A 15,979-nucleotide genomic window follows, 5' to 3' on the forward strand; every position below is an offset into this window, starting at 1 on the left:
ATGTTTGATTTAGACCGTTGGGAAGAGATCTGGCAGACGATCAGCAGGAACCGCAAACGCAGCATCATGACGGCGTTCGGCGTCTTCTGGGGCATATTCATGCTGACGATCATGCTGGGCGCGGGACTGGGATTGAAAAACGCCCTTTTCTCACAGTTGGGCGATATGTCCGTCAACTCCTGTTTCTTCTGGGGCGGCCGTACCTCGATCCCCTACAAAGGGCTCCCTTCCGGACGTTACTGGCAGTTCGAGAACGAGGACCTCGCTGCGATCAAAAAACAGGTGCCCAACGTCCGCAGCGTCGGCTCGGTCATCTGGGGCAGCGAATACAAATTCAGCCGGAACGACAAAAAAGGCGATTACAGCCTGGTAGGATACAATCCCGATTTTCAGCAGATCAGCCCGCAGCCGATCCGGTTCGGCCGGTTTTTCAACGAAATCGACATGGAGCAGCAGCGCAAGGTATGCATCCTCACCGAGCAGGTCTGGCTGGATCTGTTTCCCGGCGGCGAGGACCCGGTCGGCAGCACGATCCGCATGAACAACATGTACCTGACCGTGATCGGCATGATCAAAGTCCCCGACCGCGGGTTCCGGTTCCACGGCGACAAATCGGTATTGATGCCCGTTTCGACGATGCAACAAATGTACAACATGGGGCACAAGCTACACTCGGTGGCGGTCGCCGCAAACGACGATGCCGACATCAAAGAGGTGGAAACGAATATCAAACAACTGGTCTTCGCACGACACACCATATCGCCGGACGATACGAAAGCGGTCTACTCGCAGAACCTCGGCGAACAGGTCAACAAGTTCAACTCGCTGTTCGGCGGAATCGGCACGCTGACCTGGATCGTCGGGATCGGCACGCTGCTGGCCGGACTGGTAGGGGTCAGCAACATCATGCTGGTCATCGTCCGCGAACGAACGCAGGAGATCGGCGTCCGCCGGGCCCTGGGAGCGCGGCCCCGGATCATCATCTCGCAGATCATGAGCGAAAGTTTCGTGCTGACGTTCGTCGCCGGAATTTTCGGATTGGCGCTTGCGGTCGCACTGCTGTCGGGCGCCGAATCGGTACTCACGGCCAGCGCCGGACGGCCGATCCGCCCGCAGATCTCGTTCGGCACCGGTATGCTCTCGATGACGGTACTGATTCTCGGAAGCCTGCTGGCCGGCATCCTTCCGGCGAGCAGGGCGCTCAGGATCAAACCGGTGGATGCGATCCGCGAAGAATAAAATTAAAACGAAACTCAATTCACAAACGATATGAAAAAAGTTCTGAAAATTTCGCTGGGCATATTGTTCCTGATCCTGCTGATCGGGACATTCGTCTTCCTGTGGAACAAGACCCGGCCGGTCAAAGAGGTCTACGCCATCGTCAAACCGCACATCGACACGCTCGAAAAACGGGCAGTCGCCACCGGCAAAGTCGAACCCCGGGACGAGGTGCTGATCAAGCCGCAGATATCGGGGATCGTCTCGGAAGTGTACAAACAGGCCGGCGAACCGGTGCGTCAGGGCGAAGTGATCGCCAAAGTGAAAGTCATCCCCGATATGGCTACGCTGAACGCAGCCGAATCGCGCGTCAACGTGGCCCGGATCAACCTGGCTCAGACCAAACAGGAATTCGAACGCGTCAAGGGATTGTTCGACTCCGGCGTGGTCGCCAAGGAGGAGTTCGAGAAGAACGAAACGGAATACTCCAAAGCCAAAGAGGAGCTGCAGAACGCGCAGGACAACCTCGAAATCGTACAGAACGGCATTGCCAAGCGGAATGCGGAACTGAGCAATACGCAGATCCGCTCGACCATCACGGGAATGGTTCTGGACGTCCCGATCAAGGTCGGCAACTCGGTCATTCTGTCCAACAACTTCAACGACGGTACGACCATCGCGTCGGTCGCCGACATGAACAACATGATCTTCCGCGGAAAGGTGGACGAAACCGAAGTGGGACGCATCCGCGAAGGTATGCCCGTCAAGCTGACGATCGGCGCCCTGCAGGACATCTCGCTGGATGCGACGCTCGAATACATCGCGCCGAAAGGCACCGAGGAGAACGGAGTCATCATGTTCGAGATCAAGGCGGCGGCGAAAATTCCGGAAGACGTGTTCATCCGCGCCGGATACAGCGCCAACGCCGACATCCTGATCGACCGGCGCGAAGGGGTGATTTCAATCCCGGAAAGCTCCATCGAGTTCGAAGGAACCAAAACGTTCGTCAACCTGCTGACCAGCGACTCCACGGCGACCGACCAGACTTTCGAACGCAAGGAGATCCAGATCGGACTGTCGAACGGGGTCAACGTCGAAGTTACCGAAGGGCTGACCGGAAACGAACAGATCCGCGGGACGAAGACAACGCCGACCAAATAACGGATAAACCGCACATCCAGAACAGAAATCTCATATCGAATAAAACATAGAACCATGATCCGAACCCTTGCAGCTTTCCTATTGTCGGCCGCTCTTTCGGTTTCCGCTTCCGCTCAGCCGAAAGAGGACTGGACGCTTCAGCAATGTATCGACTATGCTATTGAAAACAATATTTCGGTCAAACAGTTCCAGATAAGCAGCAACAACCAGGAACTCCGGCTGAATACGACGCGCAACAGCCGACTGCCGAACGTGGGTATCAACCTCAGCGAGAACGCCTCCTTCGGCCGCGGTCCCGGACGCGACGGAACGACGGTCGATCACACGCAGTTGTCCACCTCGCTGGGAGCCTCCGCAAGTGTTACCGTGTTCGAAGGAATGCGTATCAAACACGACATCGCAGGACAAAAATTTTCCCTACAAGCTTCGCTGAAAGATTTGGAACGGGCGCGCGAAGACGTCTCGCTCAACGTGACCTCGCTGTACCTTCAGGTGCTGCTGAACAAGGAAATGGTCAAGGTAGCCGAAAATCAAGTCGAACTGAGCCGCCAGCAAGTCGAACGCAGCGAACTGCTGGTCAAAAACGGACGCAATCCGGAATCGGATCTTTACGAAAGCAAAGCGCTGCTGGCCAACGACGAAATGAACCTGACGCAGAGTCGGAACACGCTGCTGCTGTCGCTGCTCGACCTGAGCCAGGCGCTGAACCTCGAAAACAAGGACGGCTTCGACATCCGGATGCCCGACCTGGGAAATATCACGATCGCCTCGATGAGCCGCATGGAGACTCCCGGAACAGTTTACGATTACGCGGTCGGCAACCGGCCCCGGATACTGGCCGAACAACTCCGACTGAAAAGCAGCGAAAAGGCGTTGCTATCGGCCAAATCGGCTTTTTATCCGTCGATTTCGCTCGGAGCCGGATATAGCAACGGTTACTACTTCTCGATCTACGAAGGAGCCCGGAACGCCGCCTTTTTCAACCAGCTCAAGAACAACGGCAGCGAATACATCGGTCTGAGTATCAACATTCCGATATTCAACCGCAACGCGACGCGCAACAACGTTCGGATGGCTCAAAACAACATCCGCATCCAGGAGTTGGCCATTACCGAAGCCCAATTGGCGCTACGCAAGGAGATCGAACAGAGCTATTACAGCGCCGATGCGGCTTACCAGAAGTACCTGTCGGCCGAAAAATCGCTCGCGGCGGCTCGCGAAGCTTTCCGTTACCAGAAAGAAAAAGCGGACGCCGGACGTTCGACCATCTTCGACTACAACGACGCCAAAACCCGGATGGAAAAATCCGAATCGGACATGGTACAAGCCAAATTCAATTTCATATTCAGCCGAAAAATCCTCGATTTTTACGCCGGTCAACCGCTCGATTTCAGCATCTATTGATCCCGCGACAAATCGATCCGTTCCCTTACATCTCCTAACGGGCCTTCCTTCGCACAAGGACGGCCCGTTCTTTTTTACGCCGCGTCCGACAGAGCCCTCCGGATCTGGCACCGGCTTTGCCTTCGTCACAGGGTAAGAATCCGTTAAAACGTCCGTTATGAAAAAAACGCTGTTCGTCCTGCTATGCCTGCTGATCTCGCTGACAGCGGCGCGAGGCGGAGACAAAATAACCACGACCAATCCGGAGAGGCTGCCCGTCCAGGCACGAAAATTCCTCTCCGAGCACTTCTCGGACACCCGAATATCGATCATAAAGATTGAACCGAAAGGGTCGGCGACCACCTACGACGTCCTGATGGAAAACGGGGTGGCCGTAGCGTTCAACCACAAAGGAATGTGGACCGAAATGGACGCCAAGGTCGGTTCCGTTCCGCAGAGCGCCATCCCGGCCGACATCCTGCAATACGCGAGAGACCGCTTCCCGGGATGCGAAGTACAGGCTGCCAAACGAGACGGTAAAAACACCGAAATCAAACTTTCGAACCGTACCGAGCTCATGTTCAATGCGAAGGGAGAGCCGATCGACCGGGAAAAAGAACCGCGCGACGATTGACGGAAGACCCGCAGCGCCCCGAATCAATACAAATCGATAAACTCATAGCTGTTCCCGCATCCGTCGAGATATCTGATGAATTCGGCTTGCGGGATCACGATCGTCCCCGTGTTGTCGTTCGGATGAAAGCTCAGGGAGTGCTGCTGCCGCAGATTCCGGTCGAGAAACAGGTGCACGTGATTTTCCGTGTCGTTGATCAGTCCGAACGGCGATACGGAACCCGGACGGAGTCCCAGATACCGTTCCATCCGCTGTTCGGAAGCGAACGAGAGCTTTCCCTGTCGCAGCCGGCGTTCGAGATCGCGGATCGCCAGATTTCGGTCGCAGTCGAAAACGACGAGGTAATGCCGGTCGCCTTTATGATTGCGGAAAAAAAGATTTTTGCAGTGTTTCGAGCCGTCGTCGCGCCAATACAGCCGGGCCAGTTCGATCGTCGGGGCCGCCGGATGCTCGTAATAGTCGTACCTCAAGGCATACCGGCCCAAATAATCAAAAACGATTTGCTTACGATCCATCATTCGGGAATTTCGATACAAAGTTATAATAATACGTAAAAAATCATAACTTTGAATAAAACTGATCTTCCCGACTATGAAACGAATCCATCCGAACCGTTGCCGCCGAGCGGCGCTGACCGTCTTGTTATCCGTTTTTTCAGCCGTCACGCTACCGGCATCCGCTCCGCGTTCGCCGCAACAAACGGCGAACACGAAACCGACCTTGCATTTCCGTCCGCAGGACGCGAAGGCGGGAGACGTCATCCCGTTCTACTGGAAAGGAGACTACCATCTCTTTTACCTGAAAGGCCCGGATTGGGCGCACGTCGTCAGCCGCGACCTGCTGCGTTGGCAGGAACTTCCGAACGCGCTGATTAAAGGTTCCGACCCGCTGGGACCGGACTGGGAGAGTATCTGGACGGGAAGCGTCGTCGAACACGGCGGAACCTTCTACCTGTTCTACACCGGCAAAAACAGCAACGATCCGCTCGGCGATCAGAAAGTGATGCAGGCGCGAAGCGTCGACCTGATCCACTGGACGAAACATCCGGAATATACGTTCTATGCCGACGGAAAGATTTACTGGAACAAAACGATCAACGGAGCGATCGACGACAAACAGATCTACCATCACCAGGCTTTCCGCGATCCGCACGTCGTGTGGAACGGCCGGGAGAACCGATGGTGGCTCGCCTTGCACGCCATGCTCGCCGACGGCTCGGCGCCGAACGTCGGCCTGTACACGTCCCGCGATCTGACGCACTGGACGCCGCACGCGCCGCTCGTCGTCTACCCGGCTTCCGTTTCGGGCGACTGTCCCGACCTGTTCGAGCTGAACGGCTTGTGGAACGTCAACTGCGCCGATTATCACTATATGCAGGTACGCGATACGGGGGCGATCGACCCGCCCGTACAGCCCTACGACTGCGGAGACCTCCGGGTGGCCAAAACCATGTCCGACGGGAAACGCAGGATACTGATCGGATGGATCGGCGATTATAAAAACGACTCGGACGCGGGAGAATACGAATGGGGCGGCACGCTGAGTATGCCCCGGGAACTATACGCCGATGCAGCAGGCCAACTGTATCAGCGCCCCGTGCGGGAAGTCGTCCGGCTGTTCGACAGGACGGCGTTGCGGGAAAAACGGGTCGGATTGAATACCCGGTACGACCTGCCCGAGAATTACATGCTGACGGCGACGCTGTTTCCGCAGAGCGGCTTCGGACAGGCGACGCTCCGTTTCAGGGAGTCCGCCGACCGGACGGAAGGGTACAGTCTGACCGTCGATTTTCAGACCGGCGAGATCGGAATCGGCAGCCGGTACCGCACCTTCCAAAGAAAGTGCGGCATCGATCCGTACGCCCCGTTGAAGATCCGGCTCTTCGTCGACGGCACGATCGCCGAATGCTTCGTCAACGACGCCTACTGCTTCACGATGCGCATCTACGACAGCCTCGGGACGGGAGTCTCTTTCCGGTCGACGGCCCCCGGCCTGACCGTAAAGGATCTGGTCGTCCGGGTATGCGAATAACCGTCCGCATCCAAAAAGCGAAGGCCCGGGAATGATCCCGGGCCTTCGCTTTATCGTTTTCCGTACTCGGTTACTTTCCGGAAACCATGCTGTTGTATTCGTCCTTGGCGCCCACGATAATCGTATCGAAATCGCGCTGCCCGGTACCGGCCGGAATCAAGTGACCGCAGATCACGTTCTCCTTGAGGTTCACCAACGGATCGACCTTACCCAGAATAGCCGCTTCGTTCAGCACCTTGGTCGTTTCCTGGAACGAAGCCGCCGACATGAAGCTGCTGGTCTGCAACGCCGCACGGGTAATCCCCTGCAGCACCTGATTCGACGTCGCCGGAATCACATCGCGCACCTGCACGAGCTTCAGGTCTTTCCGTTTCAGTTGCGAATTCTCGTCGCGCAACTTGCGCAACGTGATGATCATACCCGGTTTCATCGTCGCCGAATCGCCGGCGTCGGTTACGACGACCTTGTCGTACAAGTCGTCGTTGACAGCCATGAATTCCCACTTGTCGACGATCTGTTCTTCGAGGAAACGGGTATCTCCCGGATCTTCGATCTGCACCTTGTTCATCATCTGGCGAACGATCACCTCGAAATGCTTGTCGTTGATCTTCACGCCCTGCATCCGGTACACTTCCTGCACCTCGTTGACGATGTACTCCTGCACCTTGGTCGGGCCCTGGATCGCCAGAATATCCCCCGGCGTAATCGCGCCGTCCGACAGCGGCATCCCGGCGCGGACGTAATCGTTCTCCTGCACCAGGATCTGGCGCGACAGCGGAACGAGATAACGTTTCACATCGCCCACTTTCGAAGTAATGATGATCTCGCGGTTACCGCGCTTGATCTTGCCGAACGAAACCTCGCCGTCGATTTCCGAAACCACGGCCGGATTCGACGGGTTCCGCGCCTCGAACAATTCGGTCACACGCGGCAGACCGCCGGTGATATCGCCCGCCTTGCCGACGGCTCTCGGAATCTTAATCAGAATCTCTCCGGCTTTGACGGCGGCGTTCTCCTTCACGACGATATGCGCGCCTACCGGTAGGTTGTATTGTTTCTGTTCCTCGCCTTTTTTGTCCAGAATCTTGATGATCGGGTTCTTGGTCTTGTCTCTCGACTCGGTAATCACCTTCTCGCGGAAGCCGGTCTGCTCATCGAACTCGTCGCGGTACGTGACACCTTCAATCACATTTTCGAAAGCCACCTTACCGTCGTATTCCGAAATAATCACGGCGTTGTACGGATCCCACTCGCAAACCAGATCGCCCTTCTTGACCAAATCGCCGTCGTTCAAGTACAACGTAGCGCCGTAAGGCAGGTTGTGCGTATAAAGCACGATATCGGTATTGACGTCGACGATCCGCAACTCGGACAGGCGGCTGATCACCGTATTGATCTCTTTGCCTGCGTCGTTCTTGCTCTTCACCACGCGCAATTCGTCGATCTCAAGACGTCCTTCGTAGCGCGAAACGACGCTGTTGTCGGTCGCCACGCCACCGGCTACACCGCCGACGTGGAACGTACGCAGCGTCAGCTGGGTACCCGGCTCGCCGATCGACTGGGCGGCGATCACGCCGACCACTTCGCCTTTCTGAACCATGCGTCCGGTCGCCAGGTTGCGTCCGTAACACTTGGCGCATACGCCCTTGCGCGACTCGCACGTCAGCACCGAACGGATATCCACCGATTCCACATGCGCTGCGTCGATCGCCTCGGCGATCGTTTCGGTAATCTCTTCTCCGGCAGCCACGATCAACTCGCCGGTATGCGGATTGTAGACGTCGTGCACGGTCGTACGGCCCAGGATACGTTCGTACAGCGTCTGTACGACATCCTCGTTGCGCTTGATCGCCGTAGCGGTCAGGCCGCGCAGCGTACCGCAGTCCTCTTCGCAGATAATCACGTCTTGCGCCACATCGACCAGACGGCGCGTCAGATAACCGGCATCGGCCGTTTTCAACGCGGTATCGGCCAGACCCTTACGGGCGCCGTGCGTAGAGATGAAATATTCCAACACCGAAAGCCCCTCCTTGAAGTTCGACAGGATCGGGTTTTCGATGACCTGACCTCCTTCGGCCCCGGATTTCTGCGGCTTGGCCATCAAACCGCGCATCCCGGAGAGCTGGCGGATCTGCTCCTTCGAACCGCGGGCCCCGGAATCCAGCATCATGTACACCGGATTGAAACCCTGCATGTCCTTGGTCAGGTGATCCAACACCGTCTTGGTCAGCTTCATATTGATATTCGTCCAGATGTCGATAATCTGGTTGTAACGTTCATTGTTGGTGATAAGCCCCATGTTGTAGCTCTCCATCACCTCTTCGACGCGCTCGTAACCTTCGTTGACCAGCGCTTCCTTTTCATCGGGAATGATCACCGCATCGAGGTTGAACGACAGTCCGCCGCGGAAGGCCATCTGGTATCCCATGTGCTTGATATCGTCGAGGAAAGCTGCCGTTTTGTCGGCTCCGGCCTTCTTCATCACCAGGCCGATGATGTCGCGCAGCGAACGTTTGGTCAGCACTTCGTTCAGGAAGCCCACCTCTTTGGGAACCACCTGGTTGAAGATGATCCGGCCGACGGTCGTATCGACCAATTTACGAACCGGCTGCCCGTTCTCGTCGAGCGTATCGACCATTACTTTCACTTTGGCGTGCAGGTCGGCGCGTTTTTCATTGTAGGCGATCAGCGCCTCCTCGGGACCGTAGAACTGAAGCCCTTCGCCCTGCGATCCGGCGCGCTCTTTGGTAATATAGTACAACCCGAGCACCATGTCCTGCGAAGGCACCGTGATCGGCGCTCCGTTGGCCGGGTTCAGGATGTTGTGCGAACCGAGCATCAGGATCTGGGCTTCGAGGATCGCCGCATTGCCCAGCGGCAAATGCACGGCCATCTGGTCGCCGTCGAAGTCGGCGTTGAACGCCGTACAAGCCAGCGGGTGCAATTGCAACGCCTTGCCCTCGATCAGTTTCGGCTGGAACGCCTGGATACCCAGACGGTGCAAGGTCGGGGCGCGGTTCATCAGCACCGGATGTCCTTTAATCACGTTTTCCAGGATATCCCAGATCACCGGATCCTTACGGTCTATGATTTTTTTGGCCGATTTAACGGTCTTGACGATTCCTCTTTCGATCAGTTTCCGGATCACGAACGGCTTGTAAAGCTCGGCCGCCATGTCTTTCGGAATCCCCATCTCGTGCATCTTCAACTCGGGACCTACGACGATGACCGAACGGGCCGAATAGTCGACGCGCTTACCGAGCAGATTCTGACGGAAACGTCCTTGCTTTCCTTTCAGACTGTCGGACAGCGATTTGAGCGGACGGTTCGACTCGGTCTTCACGGCGTTGCTCTTGCGCGAGTTGTCGAACAGCGAGTCGACGGCCTCCTGCAACATACGCTTTTCGTTGCGCAGGATCACTTCCGGCGCCTTGATCTCGATCAGCCGTTTCAGACGGTTGTTCCGGATGATCACCCGGCGGTACAGGTCGTTCAGGTCGGACGTAGCGAAACGGCCTCCGTCCAACGGAACGAGCGGACGCAGTTCGGGCGGAATCACCGGAATCACTTTCAGGATCATCCACTCGGGCTTGTTGATCTCGCGCGACTCGCGGAACGCTTCCACCACATGCAGGCGTTTGAGCGCCTCGGCCTTACGCTGCTGCGAAGTCTCGGTGCTCGCCTTGTGGCGCAGCGAATAGGAAAGCTCGTCCAGATCGACCCGCTGCAACAGCGTGTAGATCGCTTCGGCCCCCATCTGCGCGATGAATTTATCGGGATCGCTGTCGTCGAGTTGCTGATTTCCTTTCGGCAGCGCGTTCAGGATATCGAGGTATTCCTTTTCGGCAAGCAGATCGAGATCGGACACTCCGTTCACGGCTGCAGCGCCGGCCTGTACGACGACATAACGTTCGTAATAGACGATCGCTTCGAGCTTCTTCGACGGAATACCCAGCAGGTATCCGATCTTCGACGGCAACGAACGGAAATACCAGATATGAGCCACCGGAACCACGAGCGAGATATGTCCCATCCGTTCCCGGCGCACCTTTTTCTCGGTCACTTCCACGCCGCAACGGTCGCAGACGATCCCTTTGTAACGGATCCGCTTGTATTTTCCGCAGTGGCATTCGTAGTCTTTCACCGGGCCGAAAATCCGCTCGCAAAAAAGGCCGTCCCGTTCGGGCTTGTAGGTGCGATAGTTGATGGTTTCGGGTTTCAGCACCTCGCCGCTCGAGTTTTCGAGAATCTCCTCCGGAGATGCGAGACCAATGGAAATTTTCGAAAAACCGCTCTGTGCCTTATTGTCTTTCTTGAATGACATATTTTTAAACTTTTATTTATTCTTCAACAAGTAAACCTTCGAGCCGCGGCGAACTCGGGATCTTCCGCCGTTCGTCAGCAACGCCGCTCTCCGGCCGACGCACTTTTAGTCCAGCTTGACGCTGATGGCCAATCCCCTGAGTTCGTGCAGCAACACGTTCAGCGATTCCGGAATGCCGGGCTGCGGCATGTTGTCGCCCTTGACAATCGCTTCATAGGCCTTGGCACGTCCCATCACGTCGTCCGACTTGATCGTCAGGATCTCCTGCAAAATGTTCGATGCGCCGAACGCCTCGAGCGCCCAAACCTCCATCTCTCCGAAACGCTGACCGCCGAACTGCGCTTTACCGCCCAGCGGCTGCTGCGTAATCAGCGAGTACGGGCCGATCGAACGGGCATGCATCTTGTCGTCGACCATATGGCCGAGTTTCAGCATGTAGATCACCCCGACGGTCGCCGGCTGGTCGAACTGCTCACCGGTACCGCCGTCTCGCAGATAGGTGCGACCACTGCGCGGTACGCCGGCCTGAGCCGTATATTCGTTGATCTGCTCCAGCGAAGCCCCGTCGAAAATCGGCGTGGCGAACTTCAGACCGAGTTCGCGGCCGGCCCATCCGAGCACGGTCTCGTAAATCTGTCCGAGGTTCATACGCGAAGGCACGCCCAGCGGGTTCAGCACGATGTCGACGATCGAACCGTCTTCGAGGAACGGCATGTCCTCGTCGCGAACGATCCGCGCCACGATCCCCTTGTTACCGTGACGGCCGGCCATCTTGTCTCCCACGCGCAACTTGCGCTTCTTGGCAATGTACACTTTGGCCAGCTGGATAATTCCGGTCGGGAGTTCGTCCCCGTTGGTCAGGTTGTATTTCTCGCGCTTGAGAACCGCATCCAGTTCCTTGTACTTGATCGTATAGTTGTTGATCGTCTGTTCGATCAGCGTATCCAGACGCGCGTCGCCCGTCCATTTATCGGTGCCGATATTCAGGTAGTCGAGTTCGGCCAGCATTTTCTGCGAGAAACGCGTCCCCTGCGGGACCAGTTCCACCCCGAAATAATCGCGGATACCGATCGTCGATTTGTCTTTGAGCAACGTCCACAGTTTTTCGATCAGACGCTCTTTCAGCGCATCGGCCTGCTGCAAGAACTCGGTCTCCATCTTTTCCAACTGCGCCTTTTCGGAAGCCTTGCTCTTCTTGCCGTCCTTATTGGCGCGACTGAACAGTTTCTTATCGACCACGACGCCGAACAGCGAAGGCTGCGCCTTCAGCGAAGCGTCTTTCACATCGCCGGCCTTGTCGCCGAAGATCGCACGCAGCAGTTTCTCTTCCGGCGAAGGATCGCTCTCCCCTTTCGGCGTGATCTTACCGATCAGGATATCGCCCGGCTGCACATTGGCGCCGATGCGGATGATACCGTTCTCGTCGAGATCTTTCGTAGCGTCTTCGCTGACGTTCGGAATGTCGGAAGTAAGCTCCTCGACACCGCGTTTGGTATCGCGCACTTCCATAATATATTCGTCGACATGCACCGAAGTGAAGATATCCTCGCGGATCACGCGTTCCGAGATCACGATGGCATCCTCGAAGTTGTAACCCTTCCACGGCATGAACGCCACTTTCAGGTTGCGCCCCAGCGCCAGCTCGCCGCCCTGCGTAGAATAACCTTCGGTCATGATCTGCCCTTTGGTCACTTTATCGCCCTTGCGAACCAGGGGTTTCAGGGTCATCGACGTGCTCTGATTGGTCTTACGATAGCGCGGCAGACGATAGGTCGTCACTTCCGGATCGAACGTAACGATCTTCTGGTCTTCGGTACGTTCGTATTTGACCTGAATCTGCGTCGCATCCGAGAAGACGACTTCTCCTTCGCCTTCGGCGACGATCTGGATCCGGCTGTCGGCGATCATGTCTTTTTCCAGACCCGTTCCGACGATCGGAGCCTCCGGCATCACCAACGGCACGGCCTGACGCATCATGTTCGATCCCATCAGCGCACGGTTGGCATCGTCGTGTTCGAGGAACGGGATCAGGCTGGCGGCGATCGACGAAATCTGGTTCGGAGCAACGTCCATCAGATCCACTTCCGTAGCCGTCACCACCGGAAAATCGCCGTTGTCGCGCGCTTTGATCTTGTCCGGCACGAGGAACTCGCCCGCATCGTTCAGCGGAGCGTTGGCCTGCGCAATGGTCAGTCCTTCCTCCTCTTCGGCGCTGAAATAATGAATCCCTTTATCCGTCAGATCGACCCGTCCGTCCGCCACTTTGCGGTACGGCGTTTCGATAAAGCCCATGTCGCTGATTTTCGCGTAAACGCACAGCGACGAAATCAATCCGATGTTCGGGCCTTCCGGCGTTTCGATCGGACACAGACGGCCGTAATGGGTATAGTGCACGTCGCGCACTTCGAATCCGGCGCGCTCACGCGACAGACCGCCGGGCCCCAGAGCCGACAGGCGGCGCTTATGGGTCATTTCGGCCAGCGGATTGGTCTGATCCATGAACTGCGACAGTTGGTTCGTTCCGAAGAACGAATTGATGACCGACGACAGCGTTTTGGCATTGATCAGGTCTACCGGCGTAAATACTTCGTTGTCGCGCACGTTCATCCGTTCGCGGATCGTACGCGCCATGCGGACGAAACCTACGCTGAACTGGTTGGCCAACTGCTCGCCCACCGTGCGTACGCGGCGGTTCGACAAATGGTCGATATCGTCCACATCGGTCTGCGAGTTGATCAGCAGAATCAGGTAACGGATGATGGCGATAATATCCTCCCGCGTCAGGATCCGTACGTCCGGAGAGATGTCCAGATCCAGTTTCTTGTTGATACGGAAACGCCCCACATCTCCCAGGTCGTAACGCTTGTCCGAAAAGAACAGCTTTTCGATCACGTCGCGCGCAGTCGCCTCGTCGGGCGGCTCCGAGTTACGCAACTGGCGGTAGATATAAACGACGGCCTCTTTTTCGGAGTTGCACGGGTCTTTCTGCAGGGTATTGTATACGATGGAGAAATCGGTGCCGTTCTGGGCCTCCTTATGGATTAGGATGCTTTTGGCGCCCGACTCGATAATGTCTTCAATATGGCTCTCTTCGAGGACGGTCTCCCGGTCGATGATGATCTCGTTTCGTTCGATCGAAACCACCTCTCCGGTATCTTCGTCCACAAAGTCTTCAACCCATGTCTTCAGCACCCGGGCAGCCAGCCGCTGTCCGACCATCTTCTTCAGGTTGGCTTTAGTAACCTTTACATCCTCCGCAAGGTTAAATATCTCTAAGATCTGCCGGTCGCTCTCGAATCCGATCGCACGGAGCAGCGTGGTTACCGGCAATTTCTTCTTTCGGTCGATATAGGCGTACATCACGTTGTTGATGTCCGTCGCAAACTCGATCCACGACCCTTTAAACGGGATGATACGGGCCGAATAGAGTTTGGTTCCATTGGTATGGGTGCTCTGACCGAAGAACACCCCCGGGGAACGGTGCAACTGCGATACGATTACGCGTTCGGCGCCGTTGATAATGAACGTGCCGCGCGGAGTCATATAGGGAATGGTGCCGAAGTAAACGTCCTGAATCACCGTATCGAAGTCCTCGTGTTCGGGATCGGTACAGTACAACTTCAGCTTCGCTTTCAGCGGTACGCTGTACGTCAGTCCGCGTTCGAGGCACTCGTCCTGGCCGTAACGGGGCGGATCCACGTAATAATCGATGAATTCCAGCACGAAGTTGTTACGCGTATCGGTTATCGGGAAGTTCTCCATGAACACCTTGTACAGCCCTTCGTTTTTGCGGTTCTCGGCCGTGGTATCTAATTGGAAAAAGTCTTGAAATGATTTGAGTTGCACCTCCAAAAAATCGGGATAATGCAATCTGTTTTTTACGGAAGAAAAGCTAATACGCTGATTATCTGTTTTTGAAGACATTGTATCCAATAATTAAAGTTGAAGATAAGAACTGATTTGAAATGCGCTTCTGCTTTCAGTTTCAAACGCGGCAACTGACCCGGCAGTTCAAACGACCGATCGGAAAAATCCGTTCGGGATCACTGGTTTTCCACCCCTGCCATCTCTTTTTGCAAAACATAACCGCCCGTAGGGCCGGTTACTGGCTGTTGCTTCTGTTAAATGAGAAAAGGTATAGAGTCTATCAGAATAGACTCTACACCCGATATGTTCTGAACTATAAGCAGTTACTACTTAACTTCAACTTCAGCGCCAGCTTCTTCGAGCTGAGATTTAACCTGTTCTGCTTCTTCTTTGGAAACGCCTTCTTTGATAGCTTTCGGTGCGCCATCAACCAGATCCTTAGCCTCTTTCAGACCCAGACCGGTAATGTCTTTCACTACTTTCACTACCTGCAGTTTCGCCTGACCTGCGCTCTTCAGGATCACGTCGAAAGACGTTTTCTCAGCAGCAGCGGCGCCACCGTCGGCAGCAGGAGCAGCGGCAACGGCAACAGCAGCAGCAGCGGGCTCAATTCCGTATTCTTCTTTCAGAACATTGGCAAGTTCGTTTACTTCTTTAACTGTCAAGTTAACCAACTCCTCAGCTAATTTTTTGATATCGGCCATCGTAATATAAAATTTTTAAAATGTTTGACTTTTAAACGTTTTGGTTAATTTTCGGGAACCATTCCTTCGGCAGCGGACTCAGGCGGATTTTCGATAACGCCCTCCGGCAAACCGTCCGGAAATATTATCCCCTTGCTTCGAGGGTTTTAACCAACCCTGCGATTTTTTGTCCGGCAGAACCCTGCAGTGCGGAGATAACGTTCTTCGCGGGAGACTGCAACAGTCCGATGATGTCACCAATAAGCTCTTCGCGCGACTTGATGTTAACCAGTTCCTCTACGGCGGCATCGCCCAGATAGATGCAATCTTCCACGCATGCAGCTTTCAGAACCGGTTTCGGATTCGCCTTGCGGAACTCCTTGATCAACTTGGCGGGACTCTTACCCACGTTGGCGAACATGATCGCCGTTTCGCCTTTCAGCGAAGGGAGCACCTCCTCGTTAATCTTCCCGGTCTGTTCGAGAGCCTTGATAAACAACGTATTCTTCGCAACCACCAGCTTCACTTCCTTTTCGAAACAAAGCTTTCTCAAAGCAGCGGTCTGCTCTGCGTTCAGTTCCGAAGTATCGGTAATGTAGTAGTGAGCGTATGCGGTGAGCTTCTCGGCCAGACTATCAATTACAACTTTTTTCTCTTCCCTGTTCATCGTCTTTCGGT

General features: G+C 55.5%; 10 protein-coding genes. 5 read left to right on the forward strand and 5 right to left on the reverse strand.

Annotated features, from left to right (window positions below):
- From PGR91_RS00755 to PGR91_RS00770, 4 genes are all read left to right on the forward strand, one after another.
- Positions 1-1,239: an ABC transporter permease gene (locus PGR91_RS00755; RefSeq protein WP_055202368.1), complete on the forward strand. Its 1,239-nt coding sequence runs from the start codon at positions 1-3 to the stop codon at positions 1,237-1,239.
- Positions 1,240-1,269: 30 nt separating this feature from the next.
- Entirely contained in the window at positions 1,270-2,379 is a 1,110-nt protein-coding gene (locus tag PGR91_RS00760) for an efflux RND transporter periplasmic adaptor subunit (RefSeq protein ID WP_118458214.1), read from the forward strand.
- 54 nt (positions 2,380-2,433) lie between these two features.
- Entirely contained in the window at positions 2,434-3,783 is a 1,350-nt protein-coding gene (locus tag PGR91_RS00765; protein WP_055202372.1) for a TolC family protein, read from the forward strand.
- A 157-nt stretch (positions 3,784-3,940) separates the two neighbouring features.
- On the forward strand, positions 3,941-4,396 hold the full coding sequence (locus PGR91_RS00770; RefSeq protein WP_118655348.1) for a PepSY-like domain-containing protein: 456 nt from the start codon (positions 3,941-3,943) through the stop codon (positions 4,394-4,396).
- Between the two features lie 23 nt (positions 4,397-4,419).
- Here PGR91_RS00770 and PGR91_RS00775 read toward each other — a convergent pair whose 3' ends face one another.
- Complete coding sequence (locus PGR91_RS00775; protein ID WP_055202376.1) at positions 4,420-4,911, reverse strand: prolyl-tRNA synthetase associated domain-containing protein; 492 nt, start codon at positions 4,909-4,911, stop codon at positions 4,420-4,422.
- Positions 4,912-4,987: 76 nt separating this feature from the next.
- Between PGR91_RS00775 and PGR91_RS00780 the strand changes: the two genes are divergently transcribed.
- Positions 4,988-6,427: a glycoside hydrolase family 32 protein gene (locus tag PGR91_RS00780; protein ID WP_101571526.1), complete on the forward strand. Its 1,440-nt coding sequence runs from the start codon at positions 4,988-4,990 to the stop codon at positions 6,425-6,427.
- Positions 6,428-6,497: 70 nt separating this feature from the next.
- On the opposite strand, the gene rpoC is transcribed toward PGR91_RS00780, so the two are convergent.
- From rpoC to rplJ, 4 genes are all read right to left on the reverse strand, one after another.
- Positions 6,498-10,751, reverse strand: coding sequence for a DNA-directed RNA polymerase subunit beta' (gene rpoC / locus PGR91_RS00785; protein WP_101571528.1), 4,254 nt, complete (start codon positions 10,749-10,751; stop codon positions 6,498-6,500).
- Between the two features lie 105 nt (positions 10,752-10,856).
- Positions 10,857-14,675, reverse strand: a complete 3,819-nt coding sequence (gene rpoB / locus PGR91_RS00790) for a DNA-directed RNA polymerase subunit beta (protein ID WP_101571530.1) — start codon at positions 14,673-14,675, stop codon at positions 10,857-10,859.
- A 269-nt stretch (positions 14,676-14,944) separates the two neighbouring features.
- Entirely contained in the window at positions 14,945-15,322 is a 378-nt protein-coding gene (gene rplL, locus PGR91_RS00795; protein ID WP_055202384.1) for a 50S ribosomal protein L7/L12, read from the reverse strand.
- Positions 15,323-15,446: 124 nt separating this feature from the next.
- Complete coding sequence (rplJ, locus tag PGR91_RS00800; protein ID WP_055202386.1) at positions 15,447-15,968, reverse strand: 50S ribosomal protein L10; 522 nt, start codon at positions 15,966-15,968, stop codon at positions 15,447-15,449.
- Between the last annotated feature and the right edge of the window lie 11 nt (positions 15,969-15,979).

It is taken from the genome of Candidatus Alistipes pullistercoris, assembly GCF_027665465.1.
In the GTDB taxonomy this organism is placed as follows: domain Bacteria; phylum Bacteroidota; class Bacteroidia; order Bacteroidales; family Rikenellaceae; genus Alistipes_A; species Alistipes_A hominis.

Bases quoted from the DNA above. Each gene is read 5' to 3' on its own strand.
- PGR91_RS00755 (WP_055202368.1), top strand. From the start codon at position 1: ATGTTTGATTTAGACCGTTGGGAAGAGATCTGGCAGACGATCAGCAGG.
- PGR91_RS00760 (WP_118458214.1), top strand. From the start codon at position 1,270: ATGAAAAAAGTTCTGAAAATTTCGCTGGGCATATTGTTCCTGATCCTG.
- PGR91_RS00765 (WP_055202372.1), top strand. From the start codon at position 2,434: ATGATCCGAACCCTTGCAGCTTTCCTATTGTCGGCCGCTCTTTCGGTT.
- PGR91_RS00770 (WP_118655348.1), top strand. From the start codon at position 3,941: ATGAAAAAAACGCTGTTCGTCCTGCTATGCCTGCTGATCTCGCTGACA.
- PGR91_RS00775 (WP_055202376.1), bottom strand. From the start codon at position 4,911: ATGGATCGTAAGCAAATCGTTTTTGATTATTTGGGCCGGTATGCCTTG.
- PGR91_RS00780 (WP_101571526.1), top strand. From the start codon at position 4,988: ATGAAACGAATCCATCCGAACCGTTGCCGCCGAGCGGCGCTGACCGTC.
- rpoC (WP_101571528.1), bottom strand. From the start codon at position 10,751: ATGTCATTCAAGAAAGACAATAAGGCACAGAGCGGTTTTTCGAAAATT.
- rpoB (WP_101571530.1), bottom strand. From the start codon at position 14,675: ATGTCTTCAAAAACAGATAATCAGCGTATTAGCTTTTCTTCCGTAAAA.
- rplL (WP_055202384.1), bottom strand. From the start codon at position 15,322: ATGGCCGATATCAAAAAATTAGCTGAGGAGTTGGTTAACTTGACAGTT.
- rplJ (WP_055202386.1), bottom strand. From the start codon at position 15,968: ATGAACAGGGAAGAGAAAAAAGTTGTAATTGATAGTCTGGCCGAGAAG.